The sequence below is a fragment of the Bradyrhizobium canariense genome (genome assembly GCF_019402665.1).
Lineage (GTDB): Bacteria > Pseudomonadota > Alphaproteobacteria > Rhizobiales > Xanthobacteraceae > Bradyrhizobium > Bradyrhizobium canariense.
Window position 1 is genome coordinate 399,237 of sequence record NZ_VSST01000020.1, and the last position, 16,874, is coordinate 416,110.

The following is a 16,874-nucleotide window of genomic DNA, read 5'->3' on the forward strand; positions in this document are numbered from 1 at the left end:
GAGACCACCATGGACACGCAGCGGCCCCCGAAGGCGTACAGCTACGTTCGGTTTAGCACACCCGAGCAGGCCAAAGGCCATTCGCTCCAGCGCCAGACCGATGCAGCGCAGGCGTGGGCCGCAGCGAACGGAGTGGTGTTGGATGACGAACTGACATTCGAAGACAAGGGTGTCTCAGGGTTCCACGGCGCGAACCGAGAGACTGGCGCATTAGGCGTGTTCGTTGAACGCGTTCGAGACGGCACCATTTCTCCCGGCTCATGGCTTCTAGTGGAAAACCTCGACCGCATCAGCAGACAGGTGGCGCGAAAGGCGGTTCGCGCGATTGAAGATATCGTTGAGGCCGGGGTAACCGTTGTCGATATGTCGGACGGCGGGCGAGAGTACAACGCAGCCGCGCTCGACAATGACCCTGTGCTGTTCCTCATGATGGTGCTGCGCTTTATCCGCGCCAATGAGGAAAGCGCCACCAAGGGCATTCGGGTCGCCAAAGCACACGCTGCCAGACGGCAGAAGTTCGCAGGGCAGGAGAAGCTCACCAAGCCGTACACACTGAGGCTGCCCGCGTGGATACGCTGGAGCACCGAGACATCGAGCTACGAGCTGATTGAAGAACGCGCGGTGTTGCTGCGCTGGATGTTCGAGATGGCCGATGAAGGCATGGGTGCGCACAGCATCGCGGCGCAGCTCAATGACGCCAAAGAAGACACGTGGGGCGCGGGTGGATGGAAGGCGGCGTACTGGCACCGCAGCTACGTCCGCAAGCTGCTCACGAACAAGGCGGCCATCGGGGTCTTTGTGCCGCACACGGTGCGGAAGGTTGAAGGCCAGCGCACCAAGCAGCGCATACCGCAGGAACCCATCGCCCACCGGTTCCCGGCAGCGGTGGACCGAGAGCTGTTCGAGCGTGTCAACGCACGCCTGACCACCACCGAGGCGCGCGGCAGGAACGCTAAGGCTCCCGTGCGGTCCATCTTTGCAGGTGTGATGAAATGCCAGCACTGCGACGGCACCGTCACACGGGTGAACAAAGGTGACCATGTGTATCTCGTTTGCTCGGCCGCCCATGCCAAGGCAGGGACACATCCCTACGAGAGCGTGCCTTACGGTCAGGCGGTCAAAGCATTCAGACACAGCCTGAAGCTGACGCTCGACACAGCTCCGCGTGGTAACGATACCGGCGAGATTGAAGGCAAGATTGGGCAGTTGAAGGTCGAGGTTGACGCTGGAGACGAGCGAGTAGGTGCGCTGCTGGAACTCACCATCAGCGACAAGAGCCGGGCGGCGAGGCAGGCGTTACAGAGAGCCGAGCAAGAGCTTGAGGCAACACAAGACGCACTTAGGAAAGCCATCGAGCGCCGCGATACGCTAACGAGCACCAATGTCATGAAGCGGCTGGAGGCCGTTGAGAAAACGCTCACAGCGGAACCGATGGACACCGACGTAGCCAACAAGGCACTGCGGGGCGCCGTGCGCAAGATGGTGATGCGACCACAGGAAGGACGCTTGGACATCCTATGGCATCACGCCGAGGAGCCGCAGGAGACGCTGTTCATGACGAACCGCTTCGACTGGGACGCCCAACAGATCGACTAAGAACACCGGAAGACGGGAACACGAAGGTCAATGAAGAAGAAGCTGAGAACAGAGAACACCGCAGCAACTCTCGACACCGAAGTTAAAGGGGCCATCGAGGAGCTGCAACGGCCATCTGCGGGCGAACCAACGAACCTCAAGCTACGCTGGGAAGACATTGAGATTAGACCGGCACTGTTCCAGCCCCGCATCTTCGCACACGGGCTGAAGGAAGTGGATGAACGCAACGTCCACGACCTTCTCAAGATCATCAGTGCGATAGGAGAGCTGGACCCGGTGACAGTGGTTAAGCTGAACAATCGGTGGACGTGCGTTGACGGGCATCACCGGCTGGAATGCTATAAACGATTGAAGTGGAAAGACCCCATTAGGGCCACTTGGTTCAAAGGCAGCGTGAGGGAAGCCTTGGACCACGCAGTGACGAGCAACGAAGTAATCAAGCTCGCTATCCCGGACCGTGACCGTTACGAGCTGGCTTGGCAGCGCGTTGTGCTTGGCTGGGGAAGCAAGGCGGAAATCGCACGTTTCGCCATGGTCAGCGAGAGGCTCGTTGGCAACATGAGAATGTCAAGGCGAGGTTCGAGAAAGGAGACGCGTTCGCAAATGAGTTCCGAGCGAACCTGGGAGCTGAGCTGAAGGACGCGACGTGGCGACGGGCGAAGATGGCCCACGACGGGGCGTCACCGGGGCAGATTGATAAACACGAGGCGGCCGTGAAGTTGGCCAAGGTCATCGGGAGCCGCATGCACCAAAAGCTCTCCGAGGACCCCGAGGTAACGGCGCTCGCCTTGGCACTCTATGATCCGCACCTGCCACAGCCGCTGGGAGAGGAGCTGCGTAAATTCACGACCAAGGAAGGCGACCTGGAAATCCCAACGATCCCCAAGGTGTCCCTTGCCTACATGACTGACCAACAGCTTGAAGACGCCGTGGAGCGTATCGAGAGCACACGGCAGGCGCTCCTACGCCGGCTGCGTGAGGCGGAGAGCGAGCAGGATAAGCGAAGGGCAGGTTGGACGCCTTCGGACGACACGTGGGACCAATGGGTTCAGGAGGCACAGGAGGCGAAGGAAGCACGGGAGGCAGGCGACTGAGCAGACCAAGGTATGCACGATGGACCTTGCCTATGCACGTGCACAGCTAAGCGAGGGACCGGAACGGCCCAAGGTTTACACTGAACCCAACGCAGGCCTGCTAAACCATTGGTATTCCTCATGTTCTGAGGTCAGGCAGCGAGGGCCTGCGGTTGAGCCTGCTCCTGCCGATCCTAAGCCTTTGTATTATGTGGGTTTTTCGGTCGCCGGGCGCGAGCGGCCTCAAGTTGCACAGTTTATAACTAAATGGATGGCGGAGCAGGGAAGCCAGAGCGCTGCCGGATAAGTTCATGACCGATTGGGGCCGAGAGGAGCTATACGCCGAGCTTAAGACGGACCAAGGACCAGCACTGCAGCAGCCGTAGGTCTGGCAGCGTTCGTCCCCTTCAAGCCCACTGAGTGAAGTCGAGGCCGGGCGGGTGTTCAAATTGGGGCCCAGCGCTCAAGATGGGACCCGTTGATCGGACGGACATCCTACGCCGGACTGAGGCGAACAGGGTATTCGCGGATCAGGGCACCTCGGTAGAACTTGGTGTCTGGAAGCTCTTCGCTCGGGAGAACGCCGTACTCGGCAAGAACGAAGTCACCCGCGCTGTCGCAAATCGTTAGCCATTGCTTGAACCCGTTGTGCACGGTGATGTAGCGCAGCGCCTCCTCGGGGCTTGGGCTTAACGGCACGCTCCAGAAGGCATAAGGGTCGCCCATCTGAACGCGGCGAAGCTCGTACCAGCTCTGATGATCAGACATGCATCCGCTCCTGCAGCAGCCGTTGTCGTAGTGGGCGCGATGGCGCATAGGAACGCGCTGGCAGGACACAAGGACCACCGGGAGTAGCTGCGCCTACTTGGCGTCTCCCGAGAGGTGTGGCTCGAAGGGCAAGCTACGTAGGTTTGAGGAAGCCCTCGCGCTCAAGAACACGACGGATTTCCTCGAACCGCGCACTCAGATTGTCTCGCTGAAATCGAATTTGCCCGAGACCATGGATGTTCGAGAACTCCTCACACCCGTCCTCTAGCAAGATGATCGCCCTTCGGAAGCCGAGCTTTCCCTGAAACAAACCCACCTCATGCACGACGTTCTCGCGTGCCCTCATAGACCCATCGGCCTGTTGGTCCTCAGCTGTCATGACAAGGAAGGCAAAACCGGCCTGCGCCAGCATTTCCTCCAGCCGGGCCACCGTGGGAAGCCCAGCGGTCGAGACAGCGTTGAACTCGTCCACCGAAAGGCCGAGACGCTCCCGAAGGAAGTCGCGGAGTTCACGCCACAACGGAGACCGACCGTGCCCTATGACGACGTGTTTGCTCAACGGCGCAGGAGAAGCAGCAGGCGCGACGGTGACGGGCTCCATTTCGCCCAATAGATCGAGTTCGTTGGTTAGGAATGCCATTGCTTCCTGAAGTAGCCCGATGGAATTGTTCCTACAGCGACGCAGGCTCTCCTGGATTTCATGCAAAGGCACGGGATAGGCATAGTTGAGAGGCCAGCTGAAGTGGGCGGCGCCACTATACCGTTGAAACTCGACAGTCCCATGCCCGAACGTCTGCGTGAGAGCTGCCTCGACTGCCGCAGCAAGCCGGTCCGCCTTCACGGTGTCTTCGTTGGCGGGAATGTTCGGATCAAACGCGGTGACCTGCTTCAGGGCGGCTTCAAGACGCTTGAGGCCCTGACGCATCCGCTCAGGCGTCAGGTAGGCAGGCTGAGGCTGAGGAGGACGGTTGCGTGTAGCCATTGGGAAGTCCTTCAAGCTCTGAAACGGTACACCAACTCGCGTAAGCAGGCACACCATGCCATTATCCGAGCTGTGGGCAAGGCGGCGACATGGTCGAATTGCTGCTGACGGAACACGTGCGAGCGACCCTTTCGGCAGCGCTTTGAAGCCGTTAGCTCAGCGGCAGCGACAGGGTTTAAGGCCTCTCGTGAACCGGTGCACACTGAGCGCACCAAATAGGGTCCGGTGTCGGAAATGGGACCCAAAGCCGGACCGAAGATAATAGGCGAGGAACGGCCCGAAGATTTCATCCCCGTAGAAGGACCATTACGACAGCCGTAATCAAGAACGTCGCGGCGGCGGCAACATATCCAATCGAGCGCAGCGGATGCGCATCGCCCTGAGCAAAGAACCACTGTGAGAACTTGCCTGCGGTGCGCACGTAGTTGACAGCCTTCGCGACAATAACGCCAAACGCAAAAAGCGGCAGCCAGAGATGGACTAAGAAGGCTGGCACCAGTAGTGCCCACCGGAAGCTCTTGTTAGAAATGAAGCCCCACCATTCAACAAGGTCGTCAAGGAAGTAGCGCCACTCGAAGGTCCTAGTCTTGATGGAGAAGCCGCCGACATCACGAACCCAATAGCAAATTACGATGATGATCACGCCAATCAACGGGGCTGTGAGCAAGGCGAGCAGGGGCCGATGCTTACCGAAGATGATCCATCGCCTAATCACAAACAGCGAGAGATAGTCGGCGGAAATGTTCGTCAATAATTGAGTGAACGCGCTCCAGCCAAATACTTCGGGCCGATAGTAGAGCAGCCAAAGGGTAGGTGGGAAAACCTGGGACGAAACCAAGATAGTCGCGACGGTGGAGATGGCTGCGGACGTGAGGAAGGCACGCCAGCCGAGAAGAGGAGCCGTGTAAAGTCGATCGAAGAAATAGAGTACGGCATCTCCAACGTGCTGCTCTTCATACTTTGCGCCCGCAAACCAGCTTGAAACCGCCTTTCGAGCGCGAGGTGCCGCATTGCGATCCAGCAGCCAAAACAGTCCGAACACAGCAACGGCATACACAAGTGGAGGCCAGAAGCCGAGAAGTCTGAGTATTTGCGCCACTTCGTTTCCCGCCCGCAATTCCAGCGAGCATAATGGCGATTAGCTCAATTTTTCAACAGGTCCGGAACCGCCGCTTGAGCTAGGGCGACGGCCGCCAACGCTTTAAGCCCGATTTTGAAGTTCCGGGGGTGGGCTAGGATCAAAAAGGGGCCCGGTAAGACGCATGGGACCCAAAAGCGGAATACGATTTCCCATTGACGAAATCATCTGCTCATGATCGGCGCGCCCGGCGCCGGCAAATCGATGCTGGCGGCACGCCTGCCCTCGATCCTGCCGCCGCTGTCACCGGGCGAGTTGCTCGAAGTCTCGATGATCGCCTCTGTCGCCGGCGAGATCGAGGGCGGCGCACTGACGGCGCGGCGGCCGTTTCGATCGCCGCATCATTCCGCCAGCATGGCCGCGCTCACTGGCGGCGGCATGCGCGCACGGCCAGGCGAGATCTCCCTCGCGCATCAGGGCGTGCTGTTCCTCGACGAGCTCCCCGAATTCGATCCGCGCGTGCTGGATTCGCTGCGCCAACCGCTGGAGAACGGCGAGGTCTCGGTGTCCCGCGCCAATCACCGCGTCACCTATCCCGCACGCTTCATGCTGGTCGCGGCGATGAATCCGTGCCGCTGCGGCAATGCGTTCGAGCCCGGCTATGCCTGCAAGCGCGGCCGCATCGATCGCTGCACCGGCGACTACCAGGCCCGCATCTCGGGGCCGCTGATGGACCGTATCGACCTGCGCATCGAGGTTCCCGCCGTGACCGCGGCCGATTTGATCCTGCCGCCGCCGGCAGAGGGCTCGGCCGAAGTCGCCGCGCGCGTGGCCGCCGCGCGTGACATCCAGCTCGCGGGCTACGCGGACGCCGGCCTGCCGAAGGTTCGCACCAATGCCGAAGCGCCGGCCTCGGTGCTGGAGGAGATCGCCAAGCCGGATGCGCAAGGCCAGAAGCTGCTGCGCGACGCCGCCGAGACCATGCGGCTGTCGGCGCGCGGCTATCACCGCGTGCTGCGGGTGGCGCGCACGCTGGCCGATCTCGATCGTGCCGACAAGATCGGCCGGCTGCATCTGGCCGAAGCGCTGTCCTACCGCGCACTCGCGGAGGATGTGCGCCAGTTGGCCTGAGCAATGCGCCGCCGCAGCTTTCTCGACAACATCACCATGCCCGAGATTGAACCATGACCGACGCCAATGCCTGCACCATCAGATTTGTCCGCCCGTCCCAATATGCCGACGGCTGAGGTCGTACGAGCTGCGGGTCAACGGGACCAGCGTTGGGAAGCTTGCGAGCAACGACGCGTTGGAGATCACGCTGCCGGCCGGTGCCTGCACGATCGAGGCGACCATTGATTGGGGCAGGAGCCAGCCGCTCATCGTTCGCACCACTCCTGGCCAAATCGTCGAGATTGAGGTCAGGAACAGGTGGGGCGCCTGGGCAGCGCTGTGGGCGATCAGCTTCGGCAAGAACAGCTATTTGGTTCTCACTGAAGTCGAGCGAAAAACGAACAGAAGCGCTTAACCGACTGAGATTCTCATCCCCCGATACCGGCATCAACCCGGCGGTAACGAGTTTCCTTTACGCTCTGCAAACCATAAGGCCCATCAGTTCCCCGTACAGGGCCTGGCGAGTAGCGTGTCATGTTGCGTTTCAAGATCTTGGCCTCGGTTGTTCCCCTGTTGGCGGCCGCGGTGTTCGCGCGCAGCGAGATCGGATCGGTCTCGCATCCCTGCATCGCCCTCGGCGACACCTCGGTCGAGCTGACGTCGCTGTTCTGGACCGCCGGCGTGCATGTCGCCTTCACCGATGATCCCGCGCGCGCCACGGTGCGGGTTCAGATCACCGAGGATGCGGACGCTGCCGACTTCGCCGTTGTTGACGATGGCCCCGGGTCGGAATCGGAGTCCTGCCAGGCCAACCCTTCGACTCGCCTGATCTCGATTGCCGCACAGCCCGTCGACGGCGGTCAGGTGGTCTATCTCTCCACCGAGGGGCCGGCGGATTACCGGGTCTATGTGCGCTCGAAAACCTTCTCGCAGCGCGAGGCGGCGGCGCTGATCGTCGGCGCCCGCGGCGGCCACCGCCATCTCCAGGCGGCCTCGCTTTGAGCCGCCTCGCTTTGCGCCGTTAACGTCTCGTCAACCCTGTTTGGAGGCGGTCGCAGGGCCTCAAACTGTTCGCAAGGTCGGCGGCACATCGTCGTTTACAGCGAGCACAGGTTTTTACGAAAAGAGTCGGGTCGGTGGCGATGGATCGGACGTTCCGGATCAAGGTGCGCATGCGTCGCTTCAGGCGACAGTACCCACGAATCGCCTTCGCGATCCGCTCCTTCATGATCTTCTCGGCGACCTTCGGCGGCGCCTATGGGTTTGTCTCCGGCAGCCGGTCCGAGACGTCCGGCTACGATCCCAATGCGTTTGCGATCGGCGTCAGCTTCCTGTTCGCGCTCGCCTGCCTCGGCCTCGCCACGCTGAGCATGCGCCTGCGCTTCGTCAACAAGCGGATGCGTGCGCTGGCTGCCCACAACGAAACGCTGATCGACCGCAATTGGGAGCTGAAGGAGGCCGAGGAGCGCGCTCGCAGCCTGTTCGAACAGCAGGGCGATCTGATCGTGCTGCGCGACACAGGCGGCCGCATCACCTTCGCCAACGACGCCTATTGCGCGCTTGCCGCACAGGCGCGCGGCGCGCTGGTCGGCACGCGCTTTGATTTCGACGTGCTGGAGCAGGGCGACAGCGCCCGCGAGAGCAACGGCACGCGGATTCACGACCAGAAGATCGCAACTCCGCTCGGCGCGCGCTGGATCGCCTGGCGCGAAGGCTATGTCCGCCTCGACGCCGGCCAGCCTGCCGAATTACAGAGCGTCGGACGCGACGTCACCGACCGCACCGAGACCGAGCGGGCGCTGTCCGAGGCCCGCGATCAGGCCGACGCCGCCAACCGGGCCAAATCGCGCTTCCTGGCGATGGCGTCGCACGAGATCCGCACGCCGCTCAACGGCATCATCGGTATGGGCGGGCTGCTGCTCGACACCACGCTGACGCCGGAGCAGTCGACCTACGCCAGGGCCGTGAAGACCTCCGGCGAAGCGCTGATGGCGCTGATCGAGGAGTTGCTCGACTATTCTAAGATCGAGGCCGGCAAGCTCGATCTCGAGCAGCGTCCCTTCGCGCTCTCGGCCCTGATCGAGGACATCACCGAGCTGCTCGCGCCGCGCGCGCAGGCGAAACAGCTCGAGATCGCCGCCTATGTCGACGAGCGGCTGCCGCTCGAAGTGGTCGGCGACGCCGCGCGGCTGCGCCAGGTGCTGCTCAACCTCGCCGGCAACGCCATCAAGTTCACGGCGAGCGGCGGCGTCGCGCTGATCGTCGAGCCCGGCATCTGGCCGAACGAAATCAGCTTTCTGGTGCGCGACACCGGGATCGGCATCGCAGCCGACGCGCAACAGCGCATCTTCCGCGAATTCGAGCAGGCCGACGAACGCGTCGCCCGCACCTATGGCGGCACCGGCCTCGGTCTCGCCATCAGCGAGCGCATCGTCAAGCGCATGGGCGGCCGCATCACGCTCACGAGCGAGCCGGGCAAGGGTTCCACCTTCGAGGTCGCGGTACCGCTGGCGTCATCCCCTGTCGGCACGAAAGAAACGGCGTTCCCGAGTCCCGACCTCACAGGCAAGTCGATCCTGCTGATTGCCGACGGCATCGAGGCGTCACTGATCGCGCGGCGGCTGGAGCGCTGGGGCGGCCAGACCTGCATGGTGACGGACGCCGCGGTGGCGGAAGCGCTGCTGCCGGAACGCTCATGGCATTCGGTGCTCATCGATCGCGCGCTCGGCGCTGCCATTGCCGACCGCCTCGGCGAAGCCGCACGCAGCCATGCGACGCAACGCCTCGTGCTGCTGACGTCCGGCTCGCGCCACGAGAAAATCTCGCCGGCCTTCACCGGCTTCCTGGTGAAGCCGCTGCGCGCGGCCTCACTCGCCGCACGCCTCGCGCTGCCCCCGGAGGTCGCCTCGCCCGATCTCGCGCCGGAGCCATCTGCCCCATCCACCGGCGCGGTACCGGCGAAAGGCCTCTCGGTTCTCGTCGCCGAGGACAACGAGATCAATGCGCTGTTGATGCGCTCGCTACTGACGAAACTCGGTCACCGCGTCATCATCGCGATCAATGGCGAGGCCGCGCTGGAATCCTGGCTCGGCGCGTCCTCGGCCGGCACGCCCTATGATCTCGTGCTGATGGACATCCAGATGCCGCAGCTCGACGGCATCGAAACGACAAAACGCATCCGTGCGCATGAGGCAGCCAAGGGCGGCCACCACACGCCGATCCTCGCGCTCACCGCCAATACGCTGGTGGAAGATCGCTACGCCTGCTTTGAAGCGGGCATGAACGGATTTCTGATCAAGCCGCTCGATCGCGAGAAGCTGGAAGAGGCGCTGACCGGACTGGCGGCGGCGCGGCAGCTGGCGGTTTGATCCGGATTCCATAGGAACTCGATCCCGGCCGGCAATCGACAATTGAAATCGAGCGCTTCGCGCGTCACCATCCTCTGGGGCATTTTAAGCAGAGGATTTCGCATGAACATGCTTTGCCGCCTCGCCTTCGTGATCCTTCTCTGTGGTTCCACTCAAGCCACCTCGGCCGATAGCTCGCAACTGATCGCCTCGCTCAAGCAAGGCGGTTACGTGTTGGTGTTTCGCCACACGGCCACCGACGACAGCCAAAAGGATGTCTACCCTTTCAAGTTCGACGACATGAGCGCCCAGCGTCAGCTCAGTGAAAAGGGCCGCGACATGGCGCGCCAGATCGGGACGGCCATCAAGGAACTCGCGATCCCGATCGGCGATGTCTACACCAGCAAGCTGAACCGCGCGATCGAGGCGGGCAGACTGATCTCCGGTCGCGAGCTCAAGCCAGTCGACGCGTTGACGGACAGCAGCAACGCGAGTGCGTCGGGCATGGCAAATCCGACCGGTGCAAATGCAAAAGCGGGCCAGGCCGTGCGGCAGCTCGTCGATGCGCCGCCCAAGGCGGGCACCAACACCTTCCTGGTCACCCACAAGACCAACATCGCCGATGCCTTCGGCAAGGATGCCGGGGACGTGCAGGAAGGCGAAGCTTTCGTCTACCGGGCAAGCACCACCGGTGCGGCGGCTTTCGCAGGGCGCATCAAGCCTGCGGATTGGATCGCGAAGGCCGGCAAGTGAGCCGCTTGCCGGCGACGCACGTCAGCTTGGGTGCGGAGCAGGCCGGGCGCCCGGCATCACTGCGCGCTCCGGCGGAATGAACCGTTATGCGGCGTGAGCAGGAAACCGCGGCGCGGACAGCTTGGCCGTCGGCGCTGGCGTGCCCTGGAATTTGGTGTCTGCCTGGGCCGCGCGCTTGCAATGCGGACACACGAAAAGATGCGCGATGATCGGAGTCGGCTCGTCCGCCAGCAGTTCGGAACGGAACCACTTCATCTCGATATGGCAGTCCGGGCAGGTCGGTGCTTCCAGCTGCTCGGCGGCGTTTCTGAGACGATCAACCATGGGTCCCTCGCGTTTACGAAGGTCATAGCGGAATACCCTTTGCCGGTCTGCAACAAAAGACACTCTGCGCGCGGGCTAGACTCGTCGACCGCAGCGATTACAGCCTGCGCAGCGCCACGCTCGCCACCGTGTGGTCGGCGCCCTTCTTCAGAATCAGGGTCGCGCGGGGGCGGGTCGGCAGGATGTTGTCCTCGAGATTGGCGAGGTTGGTGCGTTCCCAGATCGCGATCGCGGTGGCGGTGGCTTCCTCGTCCGACAACAGCGCGTAGCGGTTGAAGTAGGATTTTGGATTGGTGAACGCGGTGTCGCGCAGCGACAGGAAGCGCCTGATGTACCACTGCCGCAGCGCGGCCTCGTCGGCGTCGATATAGACCGAGAAATCGAAGAAGTCGGACACCACGGGCACGGCCTTGCCGTCACGCGGCAGTTTGCCGGTCTGCAGCACGTTGACGCCCTCGACGATCAGGATGTCGGGCTGGTCGATCTCGGCCCACTGGTTCGGCACGATGTCGTAGGTCAAATGCGAATAGACCGGCGCGCGCACATGGCGGCGGCCGGCCTTGATGTCGGAGAGGAAGCTGAGCAGCAGCGGCAGGTCGTAGCTTTCCGGAAAACCCTTCTTCTGCATGATGCCCTGCCGCTCCAGCACGGCGTTGGGATACAGAAATCCGTCGGTGGTGATCAGCTCGACTTTTGGACGCGGCGACCAGCGCGCCAGCAGCGCCTGAAGCACGCGGGCCGTGGTGGATTTTCCAACCGCGACCGAACCGGCGACGCCGATGATGTAGGGCATCTTGCGGTCGCGGATGTTGAGGAACTGGCGCTCCGCGTAATAAAGCCGCTGCATCGCATCGACATAGATCGACAGCAGGCGCGACAGCGGCAGGTAGATGTCCTCGACCTCCTGCAAGTCGAGGCGGTCGTGCAGCGAGCGCAGCCGGTCGAACTCGCCCGGCTCCAGCGTCATCGGCGTGTCGTCGCGCAGTCGCGACCACTCCTCACGCGTATAGACGCGGTAAGGATTATACTGCTGCTCGGGTGCGCGGATATCCATGACGCGACTCTCCACCTCGGCTAGCTGCCGCCCTTGCGCGACGCCTTTTCTTCCAACCCTGACATATTGGTCCGCTTGTCCAATGCGGCCTCGACCTCTTCCAGCTTTACGCCGCGGGCCTTGAGCAGCACAAGGAAATGATAGAGCAGGTCGGCGCCTTCGGCGATCAGATGCGCGCGATCGTTTTCGACTGCTGCGATTACGGTTTCGACTGCTTCCTCACCGAACTTCTTGGCGCAATGTTCGGCGCCCTTGTCGAGGAGCTTGCGGGTATAGGACGCCTCGCCACCCGCTGCCGCGCGGGCGTCGATGGTCTCGGCCAGATCGTGGATCGTGAAACGCGGCATACAAATACCCGGAAAACGCGCCTTGGCCGGTATTGGCTGTCTATCCGGCGGGATAAGCCGGTTCCTGCCGATGATGTAGCATTTTTAGGGATGGGAGTCGTCAGGCATCGAGGCGCATGGGCAGCCCGCGCCGGGACATGTGCTCCTTAGCTTCGCGGATGGTGAATTCCCCGAAATGGAAGATCGAGGCGGCCAGCACGGCGGTGGCGTGGCCGTCGCGAATACCGTCGACCAGGTGGTCGAGATTGCCGACGCCGCCCGAGGCGATCACGGGAACGGGAATGCTGTCGGCGATCGCCCGGGTCAGCGGGATGTCAAAACCCTGCCTGGTGCCGTCGCGGTCCATCGAGGTGAGCAGGATTTCACCGGCGCCGAGCGAGACCACCTCCTGGGCGTATTCGATCGCGTCGATCCCCGTCGAGTTGCGGCCGCCATGGGTGAAGATTTCCCAGCGCTCTCCGCCACCGGCGCGCTTGACCCGCTTGGCGTCGATCGCGACCACCACGCACTGCCCGCCGAATTTTTCGGCAGCTTCCTTGACGAACTCGCGCCGCGACACCGCGGCGCTGTTGATCGAGACCTTGTCGGCGCCCGCGCGCAGGAGGGTCTTGATGTCGTTGACCTCACGCACGCCGCCGCCCACGGTGACGGGCATGAAGCAGGCTTCCGCGGTGCGCCGGACCACGTCCAGCATGATGCCGCGATTCTCATGGGTCGCGGTGATGTCGAGGAAAGTGAGCTCGTCGGCGCCGGCAGCGTCGTAGGCGATCGCCGCTTCGACGGGGTCACCGGCATCACGCAGGTCGACGAAGTTGACGCCCTTGACGACCCGGCCGTCCTTGACGTCGAGGCAGGGGATCACGCGCACCTTGAACATCGGATGTCTCCTAGGCCGCGGCGCGGATCAGGGTGAGGGCGGCTGAGGGATCGAGCCGGCCATCGTAAAGCGCGCGACCGGCGATCGCGCCGGCGAGCTTTTTCGCGCGCGGCGTCAGCATCGCCTTGACGTCCTCGATCGAGGCGAGGCCGCCGGAGGCGATCACGGGAATCGAAATCGCATCCGCCAGCGCAATGGTCGCATCGAGATTCAGGCCCTTGAGCAGGCCGTCGCGCGCGATGTCGGTGAAGATGATGGCGGCGACGCCGGCATCCTCGAACCGTTGCGCGATCTCCAGCACCGTCACCTGCGAGGTCTCGGCCCAGCCTTCGACCGCGACCTTGCCGTCACGTGCGTCGAGCCCGACCGCGACGCGGCCGGGGAATTTTTTTGCAGCAGCCTTCACCAATTCGGGGTCGCGCACCGCGGCGGTGCCGATGATGACACGGGTGACGCCCTTTTCGAGCCAGGCTTCCACGGTCGCGAGATCGCGAATGCCGCCACCGAGCTGCACCGGAATCGTGATCGTCTTCAGCATCGTCTCGACCGCCTGCGCATTCACGGGCTTGCCGGCAAACGCGCCGTCGAGATCGACAACGTGGAGATACTCAAAGCCCTGCGCGACGAAGCTCGCCGCCTGCGCGGCGGGATTGAGATTGAATACGGTCGCACGCGCCATGTCGCCCTGTTCGAGGCGCACGCATTGGCCGTTCTTGAGGTCGATCGCAGGAAAGAGAATCATGATTGAGCCAGGATTTTTCTGCGCGAACGGTGCGCTCCCTCCCCCCTTGTGGGGGAGGGCTGGGGAGAGGGGTAAGCCACGGGCACCACCGTTGCGGCTACCCCCCTCCCGAATGCTTCGCATTCGACCTCCCCCACAAGGGGGAAGGTAACAAGAGCAGCGGCCATCACGGTTTCCATCGCAAGAAGTTCGAGATCAGGGCCAGACCAAAGCGCTGGCTCTTCTCGGGGTGAAACTGCGTCCCGATCGCCGTGTCCTTGCCGACGATCGCGGTGACGGGCCCGCCGTAATCGGCGCGCGCAAGCACGTCCGCTTCGTTGGCGGCGTTGAGGTGGTAGGAGTGCACGAAATAGGCGTGCTGGCCCTTAGGGCCGAGCGGCAGCCCGTCCAGCACCGGATGCTCGCGCAGCACATCAAGCGTATTCCAACCCATGTGCGGGATCTTGAGGCTCTCGTCGCGCGGCGTGATCTTCTCGACGTCGCCGCCGATCCAGTTCAGGCCTTGCGTGATCACGTGCTCTTTGCCGCGGGTGGCGAACAGCTGCATGCCGACGCAGATGCCGAACATCGGCCGCGCCTTGACGCGCACCGCCTCGGTGATCGCCTCGACCATGCCGTTGACGGCATCGAGCCCACGCCGGCAATCGGCGAAGGCGCCGACGCCCGGCAGCACCAGGCGGTCGGCGCCGTAGGCCTGGTCCGGATCGCTGGTGACGAACACCTTTTGCGGATTGTCCATGCTGCGCGCGGCGCGCTCGAACGCCTTGGCGGCCGAATGCAGATTGCCGGAACCGTAATCGATGATGGCGACGCTCATCTTGACCCTCCCGGTTCTGGAAACAAACCAATGATGCCACCGGCCGGCATCGGCGGCGGGTTGGAGAATTGCTGACCCGGCACGTTGCGGGTCGGCGGCGGGCCGCCGCGATCGACGGCCCATTGATCGTTGACGATGCCGCGCTGCTTTTGGCTCCAGCGCTCGAAGAAACGGCGCTCGGCGGTGTCCTCGTCGTCGGAAATCACAACATCGAGCTGCCGCCATTTGCCGCGCGACAGCGTCCAGCGGCGCAGGCTCGAGGCCTCGAATCCCATCAGGAGCGCGACGATGATGTCGGCGAAGAAGATCGACGAACGGCCGACGCCGAGGCTGGACAGCCCGACGTTGAACGCGGCAACGAAGATCACCCAACCGATCAGCGCCAGCCACAGCCGATTCCACAGCAGCCAGAGCGGGCCGAAGATCATCGCCCAGAAATGGAAGCCGTCGCGCACGAAGACGAACTTGTCGGTCGCGCGCAGATCGGCTCCGGCAGGGGAGGGAGCATGAACTGTGTAGACGGACATGGCGATGCCCCGTTCCCAAGAATTCAGTGATACCGCAAACGGCGCGTGCCGCGGGCCGAAAGATGTCAGCCGCCGAGCGAGCCCTTGGTGGACGGGATTTCGCCCACCGCCTTCGGATCGATCGCGACGGCGGTGCGCAGCGCCCGTGCCAGACCCTTGAAGCAGGACTCGGCGATATGGTGGCTGTTATCGCCATATAGGGTCTCGACGTGAAGAGTCACGCCGGCGTTCATGGCGAAGGCCTGGAACCACTCGCGCACCAGCTCGGTGTCGAACTCGCCGATCTTGTCGCGAGGGAAGTCGGCCTTGAACACCAGGAAAGGGCGGCCCGAGATGTCGATGACCACGCGTGACAGCGTCTCGTCCATGGGCATGTGCACGCCAGCATAGCGGGTGATGCCCGCCATGTTGCCGAGCGCCTGCTTAATGGCCTGGCCGAGCGCGATGCCGGTGTCTTCGGTGGTATGGTGATGATCAATGTGCAAATCGCCGACCGCCTTGACCGTGAGGTCGATGCGGGAATGGCGGGCGAGGAGATCGAGCATATGGTCGAAAAAGCCGATGCCGGTCGCGATATTGGACACGCCGGTGCCATCGAGGTTCACGGTGACCTCGATGTCGGTTTCCTTGGTCTTGCGCTTGATCGTCGCGGTGCGCATCAAAACTAGCTTTCATCCTCGTTCGGGGCCGAAAACGCCGGTCTTTTAACAGCCAAATGACGCCTTCGCTACTGCGGGAACGGCTGGCCGGGCCTCTACTTCTGCCTATGGTGAGCGAAATTGGTCCCGGAGCGGCCCGTTGTGCCCCCGCTCCCGACCGCCTAAATCAGCCCGGACAATGAGGATCATTCATGCAGGACTCCCCAAACAGCTCGCCGGGCTGGCACGGCACCACGATTTTGACGGTCCGCAAGGGCGGCACGGTGGTGGTCGGCGGCGACGGCCAGGTCTCGATCGGCCAGACCGTGATCAAGCACAACGCCAGGAAGGTCCGGAAACTCGGCAAGGGCGACGTCATCGGCGGCTTTGCCGGCGCAACGGCCGACGCCTTCACGCTGTTCGAGCGCTTGGAAGCCAAACTCGAGCAATATCCGGGGCAATTGACCCGGGCCGCCGTCGAGCTCGCCAAGGACTGGCGCACCGACCGTTATTTGCGACGGCTGGAGGCCATGATGATCGTTGCCGACAAGGACGTCTCCCTGGTGCTGACAGGCACCGGCGACGTGCTGGAGCCCGAAGCCGGCGTCATGGCGATCGGCTCGGGCGGGAATTACGCGCTGGCGGCGGCCCGCGCCCTGCTCGACACCGACAAGGACGCCGAGACCATCGTCCGCCGCTCCCTCGATATCGCCGCCGACATCTGCGTCTACACCAACCGCAATGTCACCGTCGAAGCGCTGTCCGCCGGGTAGGGCCTATCTGTGGCTGGACAATGTAGCTCCGGACTGGCTGCAACCTCACCCGCTTGCGAGGGCTTTGC

Annotated in this window: 19 protein-coding genes and 1 pseudogene; 9 read left to right on the forward strand and 11 right to left on the reverse strand. The window is 63.0% G+C overall.

Annotated features, from left to right (window positions below):
* Positions 1–9: 9 nt before the first annotated feature.
* From FXB41_RS12665 to FXB41_RS12675, 3 genes are all read left to right on the forward strand, one after another.
* Positions 10–1,596 (forward strand): recombinase family protein, encoded by a 1,587-nt coding sequence (locus FXB41_RS12665; protein ID WP_219681941.1) that lies wholly within the window; start codon positions 10–12, stop codon positions 1,594–1,596.
* Positions 1,597–1,626: 30 nt separating this feature from the next.
* Positions 1,627–2,232: a ParB/RepB/Spo0J family partition protein gene (locus FXB41_RS12670; RefSeq protein WP_219681942.1), complete on the forward strand. Its 606-nt coding sequence runs from the start codon at positions 1,627–1,629 to the stop codon at positions 2,230–2,232.
* Between the two features lie 77 nt (positions 2,233–2,309).
* A complete protein-coding gene (locus FXB41_RS12675) occupies positions 2,310–2,690 on the forward strand; it encodes a hypothetical protein (protein WP_219681943.1) in 381 nt (126 codons plus the stop codon).
* Positions 2,691–3,164: 474 nt separating this feature from the next.
* Here the strand turns inward: FXB41_RS12675 and FXB41_RS12680 are convergent, their stop codons facing one another.
* From FXB41_RS12680 to FXB41_RS12690, 3 genes are all read right to left on the reverse strand, one after another.
* Entirely contained in the window at positions 3,165–3,437 is a 273-nt protein-coding gene (locus FXB41_RS12680) for a hypothetical protein (protein WP_219681944.1), read from the reverse strand.
* A gap of 133 nt (positions 3,438–3,570) precedes the next feature.
* Positions 3,571–4,419: a TIR domain-containing protein gene (locus FXB41_RS12685; protein WP_219681945.1), complete on the reverse strand. Its 849-nt coding sequence runs from the start codon at positions 4,417–4,419 to the stop codon at positions 3,571–3,573.
* Between the two features lie 286 nt (positions 4,420–4,705).
* Complete coding sequence (locus FXB41_RS12690; protein ID WP_219681946.1) at positions 4,706–5,518, reverse strand: hypothetical protein; 813 nt, start codon at positions 5,516–5,518, stop codon at positions 4,706–4,708.
* Between the two features lie 201 nt (positions 5,519–5,719).
* On the opposite strand from FXB41_RS12690, the pseudogene FXB41_RS12695 reads away from it, so the two are divergent.
* The 5 genes and pseudogenes from FXB41_RS12695 to FXB41_RS12715 form a co-directional block, all read left to right on the forward strand.
* Positions 5,720–6,628, forward strand: a pseudogene (locus tag FXB41_RS12695) (YifB family Mg chelatase-like AAA ATPase); the annotation flags it as partial.
* 175 nt (positions 6,629–6,803) lie between these two features.
* The gene (locus tag FXB41_RS40635) at positions 6,804–7,022 is read left to right on the forward strand and encodes a hypothetical protein (RefSeq protein WP_246648763.1); all 219 of its coding nucleotides are present in this window, start codon (positions 6,804–6,806) and stop codon (positions 7,020–7,022) included.
* A gap of 119 nt (positions 7,023–7,141) precedes the next feature.
* Positions 7,142–7,609: a hypothetical protein gene (locus FXB41_RS12705; protein WP_007598455.1), complete on the forward strand. Its 468-nt coding sequence runs from the start codon at positions 7,142–7,144 to the stop codon at positions 7,607–7,609.
* 140 nt (positions 7,610–7,749) lie between these two features.
* On the forward strand, positions 7,750–9,975 hold the full coding sequence (locus FXB41_RS12710; protein WP_219681967.1) for an ATP-binding protein: 2,226 nt from the start codon (positions 7,750–7,752) through the stop codon (positions 9,973–9,975).
* A gap of 102 nt (positions 9,976–10,077) precedes the next feature.
* On the forward strand, positions 10,078–10,707 hold the full coding sequence (locus tag FXB41_RS12715) for a histidine phosphatase family protein (RefSeq protein WP_219681948.1): 630 nt from the start codon (positions 10,078–10,080) through the stop codon (positions 10,705–10,707).
* 84 nt (positions 10,708–10,791) lie between these two features.
* Here FXB41_RS12715 and FXB41_RS12720 read toward each other — a convergent pair whose 3' ends face one another.
* The 8 genes from FXB41_RS12720 to hisB all read right to left on the reverse strand — a co-directional run bounded on the left by FXB41_RS12720 (position 10,792) and on the right by hisB (position 16,054).
* Complete coding sequence (locus tag FXB41_RS12720) at positions 10,792–11,031, reverse strand: hypothetical protein (protein ID WP_219681949.1); 240 nt, start codon at positions 11,029–11,031, stop codon at positions 10,792–10,794.
* A gap of 97 nt (positions 11,032–11,128) precedes the next feature.
* A complete protein-coding gene (gene coaA / locus FXB41_RS12725; RefSeq protein WP_007598451.1) occupies positions 11,129–12,085 on the reverse strand; it encodes a type I pantothenate kinase in 957 nt (318 codons plus the stop codon).
* A gap of 20 nt (positions 12,086–12,105) precedes the next feature.
* Positions 12,106–12,432, reverse strand: coding sequence for a phosphoribosyl-ATP diphosphatase (locus FXB41_RS12730; RefSeq protein ID WP_007598445.1), 327 nt, complete (start codon positions 12,430–12,432; stop codon positions 12,106–12,108).
* Positions 12,433–12,532: 100 nt separating this feature from the next.
* Positions 12,533–13,309: an imidazole glycerol phosphate synthase subunit HisF gene (gene hisF, locus FXB41_RS12735; protein WP_007604055.1), complete on the reverse strand. Its 777-nt coding sequence runs from the start codon at positions 13,307–13,309 to the stop codon at positions 12,533–12,535.
* A gap of 10 nt (positions 13,310–13,319) precedes the next feature.
* Positions 13,320–14,051: a 1-(5-phosphoribosyl)-5-[(5-phosphoribosylamino)methylideneamino]imidazole-4-carboxamide isomerase gene (gene hisA, locus FXB41_RS12740; RefSeq protein ID WP_219681950.1), complete on the reverse strand. Its 732-nt coding sequence runs from the start codon at positions 14,049–14,051 to the stop codon at positions 13,320–13,322.
* Between the two features lie 166 nt (positions 14,052–14,217).
* On the reverse strand, positions 14,218–14,868 hold the full coding sequence (gene hisH / locus FXB41_RS12745; RefSeq protein ID WP_219681951.1) for an imidazole glycerol phosphate synthase subunit HisH: 651 nt from the start codon (positions 14,866–14,868) through the stop codon (positions 14,218–14,220).
* Positions 14,865–15,395: a DUF2628 domain-containing protein gene (locus FXB41_RS12750; RefSeq protein WP_007598438.1), complete on the reverse strand. Its 531-nt coding sequence runs from the start codon at positions 15,393–15,395 to the stop codon at positions 14,865–14,867. The genes hisH and FXB41_RS12750 overlap by 4 nt, the downstream gene beginning before the upstream one ends.
* A gap of 65 nt (positions 15,396–15,460) precedes the next feature.
* A complete protein-coding gene (gene hisB / locus FXB41_RS12755) occupies positions 15,461–16,054 on the reverse strand; it encodes an imidazoleglycerol-phosphate dehydratase HisB (protein ID WP_007598437.1) in 594 nt (197 codons plus the stop codon).
* Positions 16,055–16,245: 191 nt separating this feature from the next.
* Between hisB and hslV the strand changes: the two genes are divergently transcribed.
* Positions 16,246–16,806, forward strand: coding sequence for an ATP-dependent protease subunit HslV (gene hslV, locus FXB41_RS12760; protein ID WP_007598435.1), 561 nt, complete (start codon positions 16,246–16,248; stop codon positions 16,804–16,806).
* Positions 16,807–16,874: the final 68 nt, after the last annotated feature.

Bases quoted from the DNA above. Each gene is read 5' to 3' on its own strand.
- FXB41_RS12665 (WP_219681941.1), top strand. From the start codon at position 10: ATGGACACGCAGCGGCCCCCGAAGGCGTACAGCTACGTTCGGTTTAGC.
- FXB41_RS12670 (WP_219681942.1), top strand. From the start codon at position 1,627: ATGAAGAAGAAGCTGAGAACAGAGAACACCGCAGCAACTCTCGACACC.
- FXB41_RS12680 (WP_219681944.1), bottom strand. From the start codon at position 3,437: ATGTCTGATCATCAGAGCTGGTACGAGCTTCGCCGCGTTCAGATGGGC.
- FXB41_RS12685 (WP_219681945.1), bottom strand. From the start codon at position 4,419: ATGGCTACACGCAACCGTCCTCCTCAGCCTCAGCCTGCCTACCTGACG.
- FXB41_RS12705 (WP_007598455.1), top strand. From the start codon at position 7,142: ATGTTGCGTTTCAAGATCTTGGCCTCGGTTGTTCCCCTGTTGGCGGCC.
- FXB41_RS12710 (WP_219681967.1), top strand. From the start codon at position 7,750: ATGGATCGGACGTTCCGGATCAAGGTGCGCATGCGTCGCTTCAGGCGA.
- FXB41_RS12715 (WP_219681948.1), top strand. From the start codon at position 10,078: ATGAACATGCTTTGCCGCCTCGCCTTCGTGATCCTTCTCTGTGGTTCC.
- FXB41_RS12720 (WP_219681949.1), bottom strand. From the start codon at position 11,031: ATGGTTGATCGTCTCAGAAACGCCGCCGAGCAGCTGGAAGCACCGACC.
- coaA (WP_007598451.1), bottom strand. From the start codon at position 12,085: ATGGATATCCGCGCACCCGAGCAGCAGTATAATCCTTACCGCGTCTAT.
- FXB41_RS12730 (WP_007598445.1), bottom strand. From the start codon at position 12,432: ATGCCGCGTTTCACGATCCACGATCTGGCCGAGACCATCGACGCCCGC.
- hisF (WP_007604055.1), bottom strand. From the start codon at position 13,309: ATGTTCAAGGTGCGCGTGATCCCCTGCCTCGACGTCAAGGACGGCCGG.
- hisA (WP_219681950.1), bottom strand. From the start codon at position 14,051: ATGATTCTCTTTCCTGCGATCGACCTCAAGAACGGCCAATGCGTGCGC.
- hisH (WP_219681951.1), bottom strand. From the start codon at position 14,868: ATGAGCGTCGCCATCATCGATTACGGTTCCGGCAATCTGCATTCGGCC.
- FXB41_RS12750 (WP_007598438.1), bottom strand. From the start codon at position 15,395: ATGTCCGTCTACACAGTTCATGCTCCCTCCCCTGCCGGAGCCGATCTG.
- hisB (WP_007598437.1), bottom strand. From the start codon at position 16,054: ATGCGCACCGCGACGATCAAGCGCAAGACCAAGGAAACCGACATCGAG.
- hslV (WP_007598435.1), top strand. From the start codon at position 16,246: ATGCAGGACTCCCCAAACAGCTCGCCGGGCTGGCACGGCACCACGATT.